We start from the raw sequence: 16,219 nt of genomic DNA on the forward strand, positions 1-16,219 counted from the left end.
GGCAGGATCGAGATTGATGAGGATGCGCAGATATTAACTCTATCGAGACAATGCAGAACAACTAAACAAACCAAACGAACCAAACAAACAAGACAGACTAGACAAACATGACTTTCAAGGCGTGGATCAAAACCGTTACGTTTTACGAGCTCATCGTCGGGATGAAAGCGACGATGTCGCATCTCCTGCATTACAAGCCGATCACCTTGCAATACCCCCATGAAAAGCGGACGCTGCCGGACAACTATCGTGGCATGCTTTCCCTGTTGCGATACGACGACGGGACGGAAAAATGTGTCGGCTGCGATCTGTGCGAAGCCGCCTGCCCATCGCGTGTCATCCGTGTGGTCAGCGCAGAAGTACCCGGCGAACCGACGAAGCGTTACTCAAAAGAATATTACATGGATATGACACGCTGCCTGTTCTGCGGCTTGTGTGTCGATGCTTGTCCGGTCGATGCCCTCGGCATGACGCGCGAATACGAGTGGTCGGTGTACGACAAACGGCAACTGCACCTCAACAAGGAACAATTGCTCGCCATCGGCGACCGGTCGTTCCCGGTTCGCGAGAAGCAGTTGGAACTCCAGCACCCGAACGTGGCGTTTTTCAACGTCGCGTTCAAACACCTGCCGCAAAAACCTGACTGAACCGCCTGCGCCTGATTACTGCGCGAGACTGGCAAGACGGGTGAGAAGTACGCGACAGGCAGAACCGGGGCTTGGGCATCGGGCGTATCGATGCCTGTCTCTCTCGGCGCGCCCGTCGCGCGTGAGAGCAGCGAACGGCAAAGAAGGACATGTGTGATGGAACAGGCATTCTTTTTCTATTTTGCGTTCGTCATTGCGGCCACATCGGTGCTCGTCGTCGCGTTGCGCAATCCTATTTATAGCACGCTGGCGTTGCTGATCATGTTTTTCCACGTGGCGGGGCTCTATGTCACGCTCCACGCAGAATTCCTCGCTGCCGTTCAAATCATCGTCTACGCCGGCGCCATCTTGGTCCTCTACCTCTTCGTCGTCATGTTGCTGAATCTGAAACAAGATGTCCGCTACCATCGGCAATGGCCCATCGCCGCGGTGGTGGGCGTGAGCCTGGCCGTCGAGGCCCTCATCCTCACGGCGATGAAGGGCTGGACGACCCCTGCCGCGGCAACCGGCACAGAAACGGCGATCGCCGGAGTAGGCAATACGGAAACCATCGGAGACGTACTCTATACCACCTATTTGTTTCCCTTCGAGGTGGCGTCCGTGATCCTACTCGTGGCGATGATCGGCGCCATCGTGCTCGCGAAAAAAGACATTGGAGAGCGTGAAGCGTGAAGCGCTATTCGTTAAAGACCCCGGGTTGTCACCCTCTTTCGACGTTTCACGTTTCACGTTTCACGTTTCACGAGGCGCGCTTCACGAGGGTTTCATGACGGTCCCGTTGTCCTACTATCTTGTGCTGAGCGGCATCATGTTCCTGACGGGAGTGATCGGGGTGCTCCTTCGGCGGAATATCATCATCATCTTGCTGTCGGTCGAATTGATGTTGAACGCGACAAACATTAACTTTGTCGCCTTTTCGCAATACTTCCACAATGTGGCAGGGCAGGTCTTCGTCTTCTTTACCCTCACCGTCGCCGCGGCGGAAGTCGCAGTCGGATTGGCCATCATCATTGCCCTGTATCGAGCCAAATCGACGATCAACATCGACGAATTTCAATTGCTGAAGTGGTAGAGGAGAGAATGTCAACGGTCATTGGTCAACAGTCTTTGGTGAGGGAATATGGCTCTGGCCCGCTTTTTCTCCGTGACCCAATGACCAGTGACTATTGACCGCTGACCACCTATGACGTACGCACTGATCCCACTGCTTCCCTTCGCGGCGTTCCTGATTCTCGGGATTTTCGGACATTGGATCAAGGATAAGGCCCATCTCGTCGCCGTTCCAGCCGTTGTCGTGTCGTGGCTGCTGGCGCTCATGGTCTTCTTCGATGTCGCCGGCGGGCACCAGACGAGCTTCCCGCTTTACACCTGGCTGACCTCGGGTCTGCTCGATATTCACATCGGCTTCTCCATCGACCGGCTCACAGCTGTCATGCTGCTTCTCGTCACGACCGTGAGTTCACTGGTCCATATCTATACCATCGGCTACATGCACGGAGATTCCGGGTACGCACGGTTTTTCAGCTATATCGCGCTCTTCACCTTCTCGATGCTGATGTTGGTGATGGCGGACAACCTGCTTCAACTCTTTATCTTCTGGGAAGCCGTCGGACTCTGTTCCTATTTGCTCATCGGCCACTGGTACGATCGTCCGGCTGCTTGCTCCGCTGCGACGAAGGCCTTCATTGTCAACCGTGTCGGCGACTTCGGCTTCATGCTCGGGCTGCTGCTGGTCTGGTACAGCTTTGGATCGCTCGACTATTCAGAAATCTTCGTGCGCGCGCACGAGTCGGCAGGCGAAGTCATCAACGTCCTCGGTCCGTTTGGAGGAACCTGGGATATCTCCCTGCTCACGCTCATCTGCGTCTTATTGTTTACCGGCGCAGTCGGTAAATCGGCTCAGGTGCCGCTCCACGTCTGGCTGCCGGATGCGATGGAAGGCCCCACTCCCATCTCGGCGCTCATTCATGCTGCGACAATGGTCACCGCCGGCGTGTTCATGGTCGCGCGATTGGCTCCCCTCTATAATCTGTCTTCTACCGCCATGGCGCTCGTCGCGATCACGGGCGGAGTCACCATGGTCGTTGGGGCGACCATTGCCCTGACCCAGACCGACATCAAGCGCGTGGTTGCCTATTCGACCGTCAGTCAGCTCGGCTACATGATCATGGCCTGCGGGCTCGGTGCCTATGCCGCCGGCATGTATCACCTCTTGACACACGGTGCCTTCAAGGCCCTGCTGTTTCTCGGTTGCGGGTCCGTCATCATCGCCCTGCATCACGAACAGGATATGCGGCGTATGGGCGGGCTGAAACACAAATTGCCGATTACCTATTGGACGTTCGTGGTGGGCTCGCTCGCCCTCGCGGGATTCCCCCTGACGTCAGGATTCTTCAGCAAGGACCATCTGCTCGTCGCGGCCTGGTCGGCTGGACCCCTCGGTCAGGTCCTGACCGTGCTCGGCCTCGTGACGGCGCTGATGACGGCGTTCTATAGTTTCCGGCTGGTCTTCGTGACATTCTGGGGTCCCTCGCATGTCGATCCTCATCATGCGGACCACGTCCACGAGCCTTCGAACACGATGACCCTGCCGCTGATCGTCTTGGCTATATTCAGCATCCTCACAGGCTATCTTGGCATTCCAGAGTTTCTTGACCCCATGTTCGAGACGGCCGCGGGCGAGGCGGCTCACGGTGGAGGAGCCTCCACCGGCATCATGGCAGTGGCCACCGGCATGGGATTGCTCGGAATCGCATGCGCCTATTATGTCTATGTGCTCAACCCGGCCCTGCCGGATCGACTTGCTCAACTGTGGCAGTCGTTGTATCGGGCTTCGCTGAACAAATGGTATGTCGACGAGGTCTACGACCGGACGATCGTTCGCCCCACCTTTGCCGGCGCAACCGGACTGTGGAAGCGCGTGGATGTCAACGTGATCGACGGTGCAGTGAACGGCGTGGCCCGCGCGATCGCTTGGGGAGGGTGGCTCTTGAGGCTCACGCAAAGCGGACAGGCGCAACATTATGCGCTTGGGATGGCGCTCGGGGCCGTGGTCCTTTTTACGATGTTCTTCTTCTTATAAGGAGCGTCAATGGTTACTGGTCACTGGTCACTGGGAACATCGAAGTGTTGTTCTCTCGCCAATGCCCATGGCCAATTGACCACTGACCAATGACCAGTTCCTTTCCCTGGCTTTCGCTTCTCCTCCTGCTCCCCCTTGCGGGGGCTGTCGCGATGTCGTTCGCGACAGAATCGACCGCTCGATGGATTGCGCTGGTCGCCACGCTGGCTGATCTGTGTGTCGCCCTCCCGCTCTGGTGGCTCTTCGATCCACAGGCCAGTCAGATGCAGTTCACCGAACATGTTGCCTGGATTACTGCTCCCCCCATTTACTACAGCCTGGGGCTCGATGGAATCAGCCTCCCCTTGGTGTTAATGACCGTTGGGATTATGCCTCTCTGCGTCTTGGCCTCTTGGAATGCGATCACCACCAGAGTCCCAGGCTTCATGGCCATGCTGCTCATCATGGAAACGGCTATGGTGGGAGTATTTGTCGCGCTGGACTTCGTTCTGTTCTACATCTTTTGGGAAGCCATGTTGATTCCGATGTACCTTCTCATCGGCGTCTGGGGCGGTGCCAACCGACTGTATGCAGCCATCAAGTTCTTTCTGTACACCCTCGCAGGGAGTATGCTCCTGCTCGTCGCCATCCTCGTCCTGTACTATTACGGCGGGCACACGTTCGACATCCTCGCCTTAAGCCAAGGCACCTACCCTGCTTCACTGCAAATGTGGCTCTTTCTGGCGTTCTTCGCCGCCTTCGCGGTGAAGGTCCCCATGTTTCCATTTCACACCTGGCTTCCGGACGCCCACGTCGAGGCTCCAACAGCCGGCAGCGTCATCCTCGCCAGCATCCTCTTGAAAATGGGCACCTATGGGTTTCTGCGATTCAGTCTGCCGATGCTGCCGGATGCCAGTCGCGTCTTTACGCCCATGATGGTTGTCCTCTCCATCATCGCGATTATCTACGGCGCATATATGGCGCTGGCGCAGGTCGATCTCAAGAAGCTGATCGCCTATTCGAGTGTGAGTCACATGGGGTTCGTGACCCTGGGGCTGTTCGTCCTGAACCAACAGGGTATCGAAGGAGCCGTTCTCCAAATGGTCAACCATGGGATTACAACAGGTGGGCTGTTCCTCTGTGTCGGCATTATCTATGAGCGCACCCACAGCCGGTTGATCGCCGACAATGTCGGATTGGCATCACCGATGCCGCAGTATGCCACTCTGTTGGTGATCTTCGCCCTGTCCTCACTCGGTCTTCCAGGCACCAATAGTTTTGTCGGAGAATTTCTCGTGCTCGTCGGCACCTTCTCCTGGAGCAAGATTGCAACAGCCGTGGCGTCGTTGGGCATTATTCTCGCCGCCACGTATCTCCTGTGGATGGTCCAACGGGTGGTTTTCGGAGTCCCGGCCGCGCACCATCTTCCGAAACTCAGGGACCTCAACCGACGGGAGTTCGCGACCCTGGTGCCGTTGGTCCTGTTGATATTTTGGATCGGGTTCTATCCGAATCCTCTCATAAGCCGGATGCATCAGAGCGTGACCAACACCATTGCCTCCATGTCCCGCGAGAAGGTGGCACCGACTGCCCACCCCTCTGCCAGAATCACAGCGCCGTTGCTGGTGGAGAGAGAAGAGCCGCTGGAGATCCAAGGCGGATTGCGATGAGTCTCTACGGCGCTGATCTCTTGGCCTTGCTTCCTGAACTCATCGTCCTCGCCACGGCCTGTCTCGTCATCGTGTTGGACCCCATCACTCCTGCGTCCAGACGCGATCTTCTGGCTTGGCTGAGTGTCGGTGCCCTTGCCATCTGTCTCGGGCTTACAGGCTGGCAGATCAGCGTGGAGAATGTTCGGGTGTCCGCCTTCAGCGATCTGGTGGCGATCGATGCCTATGCCAGGTTCTGGAAAACTCTCCTCTACGGCGTGACCGGCGTGACGATCATACTGTCCTTGCCCTATCTGAAGGCCGAGCGCATCCACGTCGGCGAATACTACGGGTTCATCCTCCTCGCCCTCTCCGGCATGCTGGTCATGGTTTCCGCTGTCGACTTGCTCACGATATACCTCGGCACCGAACTCATGTCCATCTCCCTCTATGTCATGGCCGGTCTCAACCGGTCGAAACCTCGCTCGCTGGAGGCCTCAGCCAAATATTTCGTCCTGGGGGCCTTTTCTTCGGGAATTCTGTTGTATGGCATCTCGTTGCTCTATGGCCTGGCCGGCAGCACCAAGCTGGTATCAATTGCGGGCGCCATCGGGTCTCGCGGGGCGGATGATCCTCTTGTGCTGATCGCGACGATCCTGGTTGCGGTCGGCTTCGGGTTCAAGCTCGCCGCGGTCCCGTTCCATATGTGGACGCCCGATGTCTATCAGGGCGCCCCAACCTCTGTCACGGCGTTCATGGCGGTGGCGGCAAAGGCTGCCAGCTTTGCCGCATTTATCCGTGTGTTCGTCGAAGGGCTCGGCGGGCTCAAGGCGGATTGGTCGATCCTGTTTCTGCTTATCTCCATCGTCACCCTGCTATTGGGCAATTTCGTCGCGATCGTGCAGACCAATATCAAACGGATGCTGGCCTATTCCAGCATTGTGCACGCAGGCTACGCGTTGATCGGTTTTGTCGCGGCAGGCCGGGGAGACGGCCTCTCCGGGGGAACACCGGGCCTTGCAAGCGTCATGATGTATCTCGTCATCTATTCGTTCATGACGCTCGGCGCCTTCGCCGTCATCGGCATGCTCAGGAAAGGCGGGATCGAGGGAGAGGAAATCGAGGATTTCACGGGTCTTGCAAAGCGGCAACCGCTCGCAGCTTTCTTCATGCTGGTCTTCATGGCCTCGCTTGCCGGCATTCCCCCGACCGCGGGCTTTATCGCCAAATTCTATGTGTTCATGGCGGCAGTCGATGCAGGAATGGCCTGGCTCGCCGCACTCGCCCTGATCTTCGCCGCCGTATCGGCGTACTATTACATGCGGGTGGTGATGGTGATGTACATGCGCGATCCCAATCCTTCTTCAGTTGCGCTGCCACACCTCGCCACGTCTCCGGCCCTATCCGTTGTGTTGGCCTGCGCTGTTGTCGGCGTGATCCTGTTCGGCCTCTTTCCCAACCCTCTCGTCAGCTTCGCGCTCCAGTCCGTCCTGACTCTCAAGTGATCCTGTCGTCCAGGAAGACTCTGAACAGGTGCAGGAGGGGGCGACTCGTGCTACGTTGGTAACGCACCCATCACCCATCGTGCCCTAATGCAGCCCTTTCGTTTTCTCAGAGACCTCGTACGATCGTTTCTGCGCCACGGATGCGCCAGTCTGGCGGCCTCTCTTGCATTTTTCTCTTTGCTCTCTCTCTTTCCTCTCGTCTTCCTCTTACTCTACGGCTTGAGTTTCGTGGTGAGTCAGGATGTGATCGGGGCACAGGTTATTCTCAATGCTCTCAAGGGTTTTCTCCCATCGATGGGAGAACATGTCGTAACGGAACTGCAGCGGGTGAGTGCGTTGGAAACAGTCAGATGGGCCGTGTTTCTGACCTTCGTCTGGTTCGGCACGCTGGTGTTCTACGAACTCGACTATGCGTTGAACGTCGTATTCGAGAGCACGTGGAAGCGACATCCCCTCATCTCAACCGCTATCGCAGTAGCCTCACTCGGCGTGACAGGACTCGTACTGATTCTTTCCTACGTCGCGACCCAAGCGATCAATTTCTTAACGGCCTACGCACCAAGACTTTGGGGGCTCGATCTCCTGGCCCTCGCAGCCCATGATCTGTCTCTCGCCTATACACTCCCCTTTTCGCTGGCCTTCCTCGTGGTCACGGGATTATATCGGCTCGTCCCACGGCGGCGGCCACGATGGCGTGAAGCGATGATCGGTGCTCTGACGTTCAGTCTTCTCTGGGTCGCAGCGAAACTCTTGTTCGCGATCTATAGCACCTACGCGACCGTGTACGGCGACCTCTATGGGTCCCTGTTGGAAGTCATTCTGACGCTCTTATGGTTCTACTACTCCGCAGCCCTTTTGCTGATCGGTGCTGAGGTTGCGCACAGCCTCCAACAACAGGAACAGGTACTGTCAGCTACGGCCACGAGAGCCCCCCTCTCGAACCCAACATCCCCGGATGGCCCATCAGTATGAAAAGACCGATAGTTGGTTTGTTTGGTCTGCTTTGTGCATTTGGTTGAATAAAACGAATCAGATAAACCAAATGAACCAATTTCGACTGTCAGCTTCCAGGCTTTTGCTGGCGGGGATATCCCTTCGCAGCTAGAATATCTACCGGCGTAAGAAGGGGATTGTCTCATGCTCGACTTGCTCGGGGAATTCGGCAAAGACATGTTCATGCTCGGCGGCACCGTGGTGGGCTTCCTCGCGGCGTTGTTGTCTGTCCTAGAGAAGCTGTTGGATTTCCGCAACCGGATGACATCGAAGAAGGAACGAAAGTCGCCTTCCGTTCCCGAACGTCCAGTCGCTGATTCATCTCTTTCGATCGACTTCTTCTCGTCGAAGCCCTTCCGTGGGATCTCCTATCTACTCTTGTACGAAACCAGTGTCATTATCGCAGCAGGCCTGATCCTCAACTACATCGGGCTCACATTGAGTCGCCATCTCGAGAGCATTCTGTTCCTTGATATGACAGGAACAGCGTTGGTCGCCTTCCTATTGGGTCCCTGGTGGGGAGCCATCGCCGCGCTCCTCTCGAATTCTGTCGTGAACTGGTTACTCTATCCGGAAACCGGTGCAGATGTGGTCATTTTCCCCTGGTCGGTGGTGAGTATGGTCGGCGCTTGTTATTGGGGTTGGATGGCCAGGCAAGCGGGGTTTCAAAAGTATCTCAGGACAGGACGCAGTTCCGCGCTGTCCCATGCCTGGTTCCTCTATATTTTCGGGGTCGGCAGCGCGCTTGTCATGAGTCTTCCCGGAACCTTTGTCCAATCAGCACTGCATGAACAAACAACCTTTGCCTTGAATCCCGACGTCGCCGAATCGATGAGCCAGCGTGTGCTCCAATGGGAGCAATCCGTGCGGCTCTACCTGGAATCCCTCTTCGGAATCACCTGGGGAGAAAGTCTCAGTTGGTGGATCGTCAATTGGTTCCAGACCTGGATCCGCTACATTCCCGACAAGACCATGAGTGCCGCCATTGCCCTGGTAGTCCTCAAATACGGTTACCCCCTATTTGAGCGTGAGCTGATCCAGGGCGGACCGGAAGGGGAACGTCCAAACGATGAACGCATCCTGCCGCTGGTATTGGGATTACTGTACGCCCTGCCGTTCGCCGCGTTGCTCAGCGGCGAAACTTATGGAGGTGCGGCCTATTGGCCTCTGTGGGCCCTGCCCTGGCTGTTGATTCTGGGTGGCTATGTCTATCTGCGGTACTGGGGGACAGGGGAAGACGCTTTGCAGACAGCCAGACTCCAACGGGCTGAACGTTACGCGCGCGCGCTGAAACAGATCGGGCGGGAAGCCTCCCATGAGTTCTGCAAACGATTGACCTTCATGACGCTGATCGTCAGCCTGCTCTTTGCCCTCTGTCTTCCCATTCTCTTAACAGACTTTTACCGCGCGACCTTCAAGTTCTTCTGTGTCGTCTACGGATTCCTGCTCGTGGTCCATCTCGTGCGTATCGCCATCGCGCAAAACATTTCCATCGCCCGCATGAATGACTAAGCGGAGGCGCCAGTAGTAAGTTGTAAGTAGTAAGTGGCACAGAGAAAACGACCCTTTACCTCCAGTCTCACTCGCCTGACGCCTTACCCCTCACGCCTTACGATTTACGCCTCACGCCTTGGGCAGCTGCAGAACATTCGCGATGGCTGATCGGGTGATGAGCCCTACAATCTGTTCATGCTCCATCACCACGAGGCGATCCGATCCATTTTGAACCATCCGTTCCATCGCCTGAATGACCGACCAGTCCGGAGGAATGCAGCAAGCCTGTGAGGCCGGCTGCATAATCTCTCGAATGTATCGCCAGGGCCAGAGTGCTATGGGAAGCCCTTGCACGTCGCTCACTGTGACCACACCGAGGAATTGCCCTCCTTCGCATACAGGAAATCCGCCGAACCCATGCGTGACAAAGAACTGATCGACCGCCTCCTGCACCGTCATATCCGGCCGCAGAGTCACGACGCGATGGGCCATGACCTGCCGTACCGTCACCGATGTCAACGACGTCCGGCGGGCTGCCTGCCGTCTGCTTGACAGGGCTGCCGAAAAGAGGAATACGCCGATAAAGAGGAGCCAGCCTCCATTCGTCTCGATCGACTGCCCCAGGGCACCGGACCAGGTTCCCACCATCAAGGCTGCGCCGATCAACCCGAGCACCACACCGAACCCAATTCCCGCGAGGGATGCTTGACTTGTCGCTCGATGGAAGTCCTTGTTTAAGGCCCACAGCCCAGCCCGCAAAACACGTCCACCGTCTAACGGAAATCCCGGGATCAGATTGAACAGTCCCAGCTGCACATTCACCATGCCGAGCAAGCTCCCGAGGACAACGAGTCCTTGAAGTGTGGATCGCATGGGTAAAGCCTCCACTGCCATGGCCCCGCTGAGACACACAGCTCCCAAGATGAAACTCACGAGTGGTCCCGCCATGGCAATCAAAAATTCGGCCCGCGGACTGGGCGGTTCCTTTCCCATATGCGCCATCCCCCCGAATATGAACAGGGTAATCTGCTTGATAGGAATCTTGTAGCGCAGCGCCACATAGGAATGTCCCAATTCATGGAGCAAGACGGATAGGAACAGTAACAGGGCGGCTATGCCCCCCATGCCCCAATAGCGTGGAACCGAAAGGCCGGGCAACATCTCCGGCAAATACCCCGTCGCTAAAGACGACGACACCAAGAAGAACACGACAAACCAGGAGGCATGCACGTAAATCGGGATGCCGAGTGCGCGGCCGATTTTCCAATGAGGCAAAGCCATGTGTCACCGTAACAGTGCGGGAATTGGAGCGTCAATGACGGCTGCTGAAAAAGTCCGCCAGCGTTATTGGAAGGTTAAGGCTGAGGCTGATGTGGCTTGAGGTTGGAGGTATGAGGCTTAAAATCAAGAACCTGCCCACGGCTTCAAACATTCAGCCTCTAACCTCGAACTTCCAACCTCCAACGCTCTTCCTTCCTTAACCTCAACCTAAGCCTTCTTCATTCATAGCGGCCTTGCCTGCGGAAAGGCGCGTCCTTGGGTGAAGAGGCTGTCTTGGCAGACTCAGGGCGGGTGGGGGTAGTAGCCGCCAGGGTTGGGTGGGTGAGAAGTCTGGCCATTTTGAACAGCCTGCGGGATCGGATATACTAGGCACCATGCGACGACGCTATTATTCAGGGATACTATGCCTGGCCCTCACGATGCTGCTTGTTCCAGCGATGCCTCCTTTTACGCAGGCCCAAGTGATCAAGTCAGGCCCGCCTTCATGCCCGGGAGTCGCCTTGACGTTCGATCTCTGCCCGGTGCGAAACGGAGCGGGCTACGATCAGGCACTGGTCGATTATTTGATTGACCACAAGATTCCGGCCACCTTCTTCATGTCCGGGAAATGGATGACGAAACACGATCAGCAAGTACGGGCCCTGCTCCAGATTCCATTTTTTGAAGTTGGCACCCATGGCGATGTCCATGCCCACCTGCCGCTTCATTCAGCGGACGAACAGAAACAAGAAATCCTCGGACCGGTTCGTCTGCTCAAAACACGATACGGTCATGAAGCCACATTGTTTCGTCCTCCCTATGGAGAATTCAATGATGTCACGGTCAACGTGGTCCGTGCGCTCGGTCTCCAATTCATTCTCTGGAATGTCATATCCGGCGATCCCGACCCGACGATTACGGCGCTTCAAATCGAAGACCATTTGAAGCGGTCCGTCAAGCAGGGTAGCGTGATTGTGATGCATGCCAACGGGAAGGGCAGACATACACATGAAGTCGTGCAAGACCTGCATCAGCGGCTCTTGCCCCAGCGGAACCTTACCGCTATGACCATGAGTGATCTCCTCACATGTCGTCAGACATCCCCATGACCGAGTCGATCGTCCGGCCCATGACCGCTGAGGATCGGTCTGGTGTGATAGAGTTGCTCGCCTCCTCCGATCCTTGGAAACGGCTGGGCTACCAGGCCAACGACTGGGACCAGTATTTCGCTCCTCTTCCACAAGGACGTGATAGCTACGTCGTGGATCAGAACGGCAGAGTAGCCGGCATCGTGGTCGTTCGTCGGAAATTCCTGCTTGGCGACTATGTAGAGCTGCTTGGAGTGGCGGACTGGGCCAGAGGCAAGGGGCTGGGGGGGCTGTTGCTCGCTTACGTTGAAGCGTCGGTCTTCGAGAGGGTGCAGAATCTGTTCGCCTGCGTCTCGGACTTCAACGATCAAGCCAGGCACTTTTACAAGAAACAGGGCTACGAGGAGATCGGTCCCATGCCGAATTTGTTGATCCCAGGCAGCGCGGAAATCCTGTTGCGTAAGACCAAAGGACCCGCGAGGGGTAAATGAGAATGGTTGATGATCAATGGTCGCAGAGAAGAAATGGTTCATGGTAAATGGTCGATGGGTAATGAAGACGGAAGGATTCGTTCGGATTTTGCCTTCGTCAACCATCGACCATTTACCATGAACCATTAACCATTTGGAGTGTCCATGAAAGTCACCAAGCTCCTCCACACCCGCATGAGGGTCAGTGACATGGAACAGACGATCGCCTTCTACACCGGCGTCCTTGGGCTGGAGGTGCTGGAACGGAAGGTCTCTCCTCGCGGATCGCAGCTGGCTTTCTTGAAAGTCCCAAACAGTGACGAACTTATTGAACTCACCAGCTTTCCTCCAAGCGGACCGGTTACAGTACAGGAAGACCTCGTTCATCTTGCCTTTCAGGTGGAGAGTCTTGATGACACGATTGCGTCGCTGCATACGCAAGGCGTGAAGGTCACCGATGGCCCGACTCAAACTTCCTCCGGCAGCCGCTTCATCTTCATCGATGCGCCGGACGGTTATGAGGTCGAACTGATCGAACGCCCGCCCGGCGTTGCTTTCGTCTAAATACAAATGGACAATGGTGAATGGTTGATGGTCAATGGTCGATGAATCGAGAGCGTCTCCATCGTCCATCTACCATTACCCATTTACCATCAACCATTGCATAGAGATCATGAACAAGGAGTGAGAAGATGAGGAACGCCTTTTTCCGCGGGCATGGATTGGGCAATGACTATCTCGTGATGGACCCCAAAAACCTGTCGTTCTCACTCACGGCATCACGGATTACCTCCATCTGCAATCGACATTGGGGTCTAGGCAGTGACGGGATTCTTGCGCTGGTCCCGTCAAAGATCGCGGACTTCGGGCTCCGCATTTTCAACCCTGACGGCAGCGAGGCGGAAAAATCCGGCAACGGTCTGCGTATTTTTGCCCGCTATCTCCACGCCACCGGCAAGACAAAGAAACGACAGTTCACTGTCGAGACGAAAGGCGGGCTGGTCACGATTACGCTGCATCTGGACCGGTACGGCGATGCGAGTTCTGTCACGGTCGAAATGGGCCAGGCCACGTTCCATCCGGCTTCACTGCCCTGCACCCTCACGATCAACGAACTGATCAACCAGCCCATTGTCGCCGATGGCCAATCCCTCACCTTCACTGGAGTGAGTGTGGGGAACCCCCACTGTGTCGTCTTCAAGCGGGCCGGGCAATCATGGTCGCGAGAAGATCTTTTGAAACTGGGACCGATTTTAGAGAACCATGCCTACTTCCCGAATCGAACGAATGTCCAACTCGCTGTACCGACCGGTCCCAAAGAGCTCTTTATCCTGATCTGGGAACGAGGGGCCGGCGAAACTCAGGCCTCTGGCTCATCCTCCTGCGCAGCCGCAAGTGCGGCAGTCCGGCTAGGCCTGGTAAAAAGCCCTGTGAGAGTCAAGATGCCAGGGGGGCAACTCAACATCGAGGTCGCCCAAGACTTCAGTCTGACGATGAAGGGGCCGGTCGCGGAAGTGGCGCGGGGAAGGCTGAGTCCCTCCTTCGTACGATCGCTCCGATGAGGGAATCGATGGGTAATGGGCAATGGCAAATGGTTGATGGGTAATGGTTCATGGATGATGGTTAATGGGAAATGGCCGATGGGAGATGGTTTATAGCTCATGCTTCTCGGTAGTAGAATCTAAAAATGAAGAAACCGAATATTGAGAATGTCGAGGACATGCCCATTTATCAATCATGTTTTCATCTCGCGACAGAAATCGAAAAGATTTCGCGTGCCTTCGATTCAGACTTCCGCTGGCTTCGGGGGCAGGTACTCCGTTCATCCGAATCCGTCTGCGCGAATATGACGGAGGGGTTCTATTCGCAGTACAGCACTGAGTACCTTCAAGCGCTCTACCGCTGTCGTCGAGAGGGACGAGAGACGAAGACCCATCTTTGTTATGCGATGAGCGTGAAGCAGCTGCCTGAAGCCGCTGGAAGGCTACTCACGACGGGATACGATGAGGCGCTTAAGCAACTCGCGAACCTGATTGCCAGCATTGAGCGGAAAATTCGTCACCGCGGAAAGGGCAAGGCTGAGCCGGAATCACGGTCCTCTTAGTACATTCGCCATCACCCATTCACCATTAACCATGAATCTTGGTGCCACCCTCCAATCCAAACTCGACCACGTGCCGGACCAGCCGGGAGTCTATCTATTCAGGGACGAGCGAGGTGAATTGCTCTACATCGGGAAAGCGGCGGTTTTGTCACATCGCGTGCGGTCCTACTTTCAAAAAGGGGCAGACCGCTCTCCGAAACATACAGCCCTGATCAGTTACATTGCAGATCTGGAAACGATCGTCACCCGATCAGAACTCGAAGCACTTATCCTTGAAAGTAATCTGATCAAGCAGCACAGGCCCCGATTCAATGTGGTGTTGCGGGACGATAAACAATACCCCTACCTTCGTCTGCCGATCAAAGAAGACTTCCCGCGACTCTCCATCGTCCGCCGCGTGCAACAAGATGGCGCGCTCTATTATGGCCCCTATAGCCCAGCAGGCGCGTTGCGTGAGACGTTGAGAGTCATCAAGAAAGCCTTCCCCCTGGCCACCTGCACGATCGAGATCAACGGTAAGGCGGAGCGAGCCTGTATCGAATTCGAAATCAAACGGTGCATGGCGCCTTGCACCGGCAATCAATCGAAAGAGGGCTATCACGGTATCGTCAAACAGGTGCGTCAGTTTCTCGAAGGACGCGACCATGAATTACTGGACGATTTGCGCATGCAGATGGAAACGGCGGCGGCACATGAAGAGTTCGAGGAAGCGGCGCGCTTGCGCGACCGGCTTTTCAACATCGAACGCACACTCGAGAAACAACGGATTACCCAGACAACGACGACCGACCAGGATGTCATTGGCCTGGCGCGGCAAGGCGCCGCGGTCGACCTCCAGATCCTCTTCGTGCGCGGCGGCCTCCTGATCGGACGCAAGGACTTCTTTTGGCCCAATTCAGCCGATGCCGGCGACGAGGAACTCGTTCGATCCGCCATTGAACAGTTCTACAACAAAGACGGTCAGCCGCCCAAAGAGTTGCTTGTCCCCTCCAACCTGGATGACGTCAGGGTCATCGAAGAGTGGTTGTCAGGCAAGCGCGGGAGCGAGGTTCGCGTCGTGGCGCCTGAGCGGGGCGTCAAACATCAATTGCTCCTCCTGGCGGAGGAAAACGCCGGCGCCGCGGTAGCCAGCCACCTGCGCGACGAAGAAATCGGGCGACAAGCAGTCGAAGAACTGAAGCGGCTCGTACGTTTGGCCATCGCACCCCGGCGCATCGAAGGGTTCGATATTTCAAACACCATGGGCAACCAATCTGTCGCGTCCATGGTCGTATGGGAAGACGGTCAGATGAAGAAAGCCGACTACCGTCGGTTCAAAATCCAAACCGTGACCGGCGCCAACGATTTCGCCAGTATGCAGGAAGTCGTCACGCGTCGCTACGGAGAGAGCGAGCATCTCGCACGTCCTGATCTCATCCTGATCGACGGAGGACTGGGCCAGCTCGCCGCAGCTATGGAAGGGCTGAAACAAGTCGGCCATCAGGACCTGGCGATTATCGGATTGGCCAAGGCACGTGGCGAGAAGGATGAACGGATTTTCCTGCCTGGGCGAAAGAATCCCATCGTGCTTCGCGCGAACTCCCCGGCCACCCATCTTGTGCAACGCATTCGCGACGAAGCCCATCGATTTGCGATTACATTCCATCGCAAACTTCGCGGCAAAGCCCTGATGGCCTCACAACTGGATCAGGTGATCGGTATCGGCGAAATCAAGCGGGCCCGCCTGCTTAAGCGATATGGCAACCTGGCGAATATTGCTGCGGCCACGGACGATGAATTGACGGCAGCCGGTCTCGATCCCAAGACCGTTGCGGAGCTGCGGAAAGCGTTCGCGCAATCTACTCCGTCCGGCAGTTGAATGCGGTCATCTGCGAGGTCTGTCTGGTCTATCTGGTCTGTTCGGTCTATCTCGTCAGCTCGTTAAACGAAACCAACCAGACAGACCAGA

Annotated in this window: 15 protein-coding genes; 14 read left to right on the forward strand and 1 reads right to left on the reverse strand. The window is 56.2% G+C overall.

The features are described 5' to 3' along the window. Nucleotides 1-107 precede the first annotated feature (107 nt). From nuoI to HZB34_14400, 8 genes are all read left to right on the forward strand, one after another. Nucleotides 108-647, forward strand: coding sequence for an NADH-quinone oxidoreductase subunit NuoI (gene nuoI / locus HZB34_14365; GenBank protein ID MBI5317145.1), 540 nt, complete (start codon nucleotides 108-110; stop codon nucleotides 645-647). Nucleotides 648-803: 156 nt separating this feature from the next. Next, entirely contained in the window at nucleotides 804-1,319 is a 516-nt protein-coding gene (locus tag HZB34_14370) for an NADH-quinone oxidoreductase subunit J (GenBank protein MBI5317146.1), read from the forward strand. Between the two features lie 94 nt (nucleotides 1,320-1,413). Then, entirely contained in the window at nucleotides 1,414-1,719 is a 306-nt protein-coding gene (gene nuoK / locus HZB34_14375; protein ID MBI5317147.1) for an NADH-quinone oxidoreductase subunit NuoK, read from the forward strand. Nucleotides 1,720-1,830: 111 nt separating this feature from the next. Beyond that, nucleotides 1,831-3,729, forward strand: a complete 1,899-nt coding sequence (gene nuoL / locus HZB34_14380) for an NADH-quinone oxidoreductase subunit L (protein MBI5317148.1) — start codon at nucleotides 1,831-1,833, stop codon at nucleotides 3,727-3,729. A gap of 89 nt (nucleotides 3,730-3,818) precedes the next feature. After that, entirely contained in the window at nucleotides 3,819-5,378 is a 1,560-nt protein-coding gene (locus HZB34_14385; GenBank protein ID MBI5317149.1) for an NADH-quinone oxidoreductase subunit M, read from the forward strand. Next, complete coding sequence (locus tag HZB34_14390; protein ID MBI5317150.1) at nucleotides 5,375-6,862, forward strand: NADH-quinone oxidoreductase subunit N; 1,488 nt, start codon at nucleotides 5,375-5,377, stop codon at nucleotides 6,860-6,862. Before HZB34_14385 ends, HZB34_14390 begins: the two co-directional genes overlap by 4 nt. Nucleotides 6,863-6,949: 87 nt before the next feature. Next, nucleotides 6,950-7,834 carry a YihY/virulence factor BrkB family protein gene (locus HZB34_14395; GenBank protein ID MBI5317151.1) on the forward strand — a complete coding sequence of 295 codons (885 nt, stop codon included), beginning with the start codon at nucleotides 6,950-6,952 and terminating at the stop codon, nucleotides 7,832-7,834. 165 nt (nucleotides 7,835-7,999) lie between these two features. Continuing rightward, on the forward strand, nucleotides 8,000-9,367 hold the full coding sequence (locus HZB34_14400; protein MBI5317152.1) for a hypothetical protein: 1,368 nt from the start codon (nucleotides 8,000-8,002) through the stop codon (nucleotides 9,365-9,367). A gap of 111 nt (nucleotides 9,368-9,478) precedes the next feature. On the opposite strand, the gene HZB34_14405 is transcribed toward HZB34_14400, so the two are convergent. Next, nucleotides 9,479-10,630, reverse strand: a complete 1,152-nt coding sequence (locus HZB34_14405; protein MBI5317153.1) for a site-2 protease family protein — start codon at nucleotides 10,628-10,630, stop codon at nucleotides 9,479-9,481. A gap of 374 nt (nucleotides 10,631-11,004) precedes the next feature. On the opposite strand from HZB34_14405, the gene HZB34_14410 reads away from it, so the two are divergent. The 6 genes from HZB34_14410 to uvrC all read left to right on the forward strand — a co-directional run bounded on the left by HZB34_14410 (nucleotide 11,005) and on the right by uvrC (nucleotide 16,129). Continuing rightward, complete coding sequence (locus HZB34_14410) at nucleotides 11,005-11,718, forward strand: polysaccharide deacetylase family protein (GenBank protein MBI5317154.1); 714 nt, start codon at nucleotides 11,005-11,007, stop codon at nucleotides 11,716-11,718. After that, on the forward strand, nucleotides 11,697-12,188 hold the full coding sequence (locus HZB34_14415; GenBank protein MBI5317155.1) for a GNAT family N-acetyltransferase: 492 nt from the start codon (nucleotides 11,697-11,699) through the stop codon (nucleotides 12,186-12,188). Before HZB34_14410 ends, HZB34_14415 begins: the two co-directional genes overlap by 22 nt. A 144-nt stretch (nucleotides 12,189-12,332) precedes the next feature. Further along, complete coding sequence (locus HZB34_14420; GenBank protein MBI5317156.1) at nucleotides 12,333-12,731, forward strand: VOC family protein; 399 nt, start codon at nucleotides 12,333-12,335, stop codon at nucleotides 12,729-12,731. Between the two features lie 128 nt (nucleotides 12,732-12,859). Continuing rightward, nucleotides 12,860-13,729, forward strand: coding sequence for a diaminopimelate epimerase (locus HZB34_14425; GenBank protein ID MBI5317157.1), 870 nt, complete (start codon nucleotides 12,860-12,862; stop codon nucleotides 13,727-13,729). 125 nt (nucleotides 13,730-13,854) lie between these two features. Then, nucleotides 13,855-14,271: a four helix bundle protein gene (locus HZB34_14430; protein MBI5317158.1), complete on the forward strand. Its 417-nt coding sequence runs from the start codon at nucleotides 13,855-13,857 to the stop codon at nucleotides 14,269-14,271. A gap of 31 nt (nucleotides 14,272-14,302) precedes the next feature. Next, nucleotides 14,303-16,129, forward strand: a complete 1,827-nt coding sequence (gene uvrC / locus HZB34_14435) for an excinuclease ABC subunit UvrC (GenBank protein ID MBI5317159.1) — start codon at nucleotides 14,303-14,305, stop codon at nucleotides 16,127-16,129. The last annotated feature ends 90 nt before the right edge of the window (nucleotides 16,130-16,219 follow it).

This window comes from Nitrospirota bacterium (genome assembly GCA_016219645.1).
Classification (GTDB): Bacteria; Nitrospirota; Nitrospiria; order Nitrospirales; family Nitrospiraceae; genus Palsa-1315.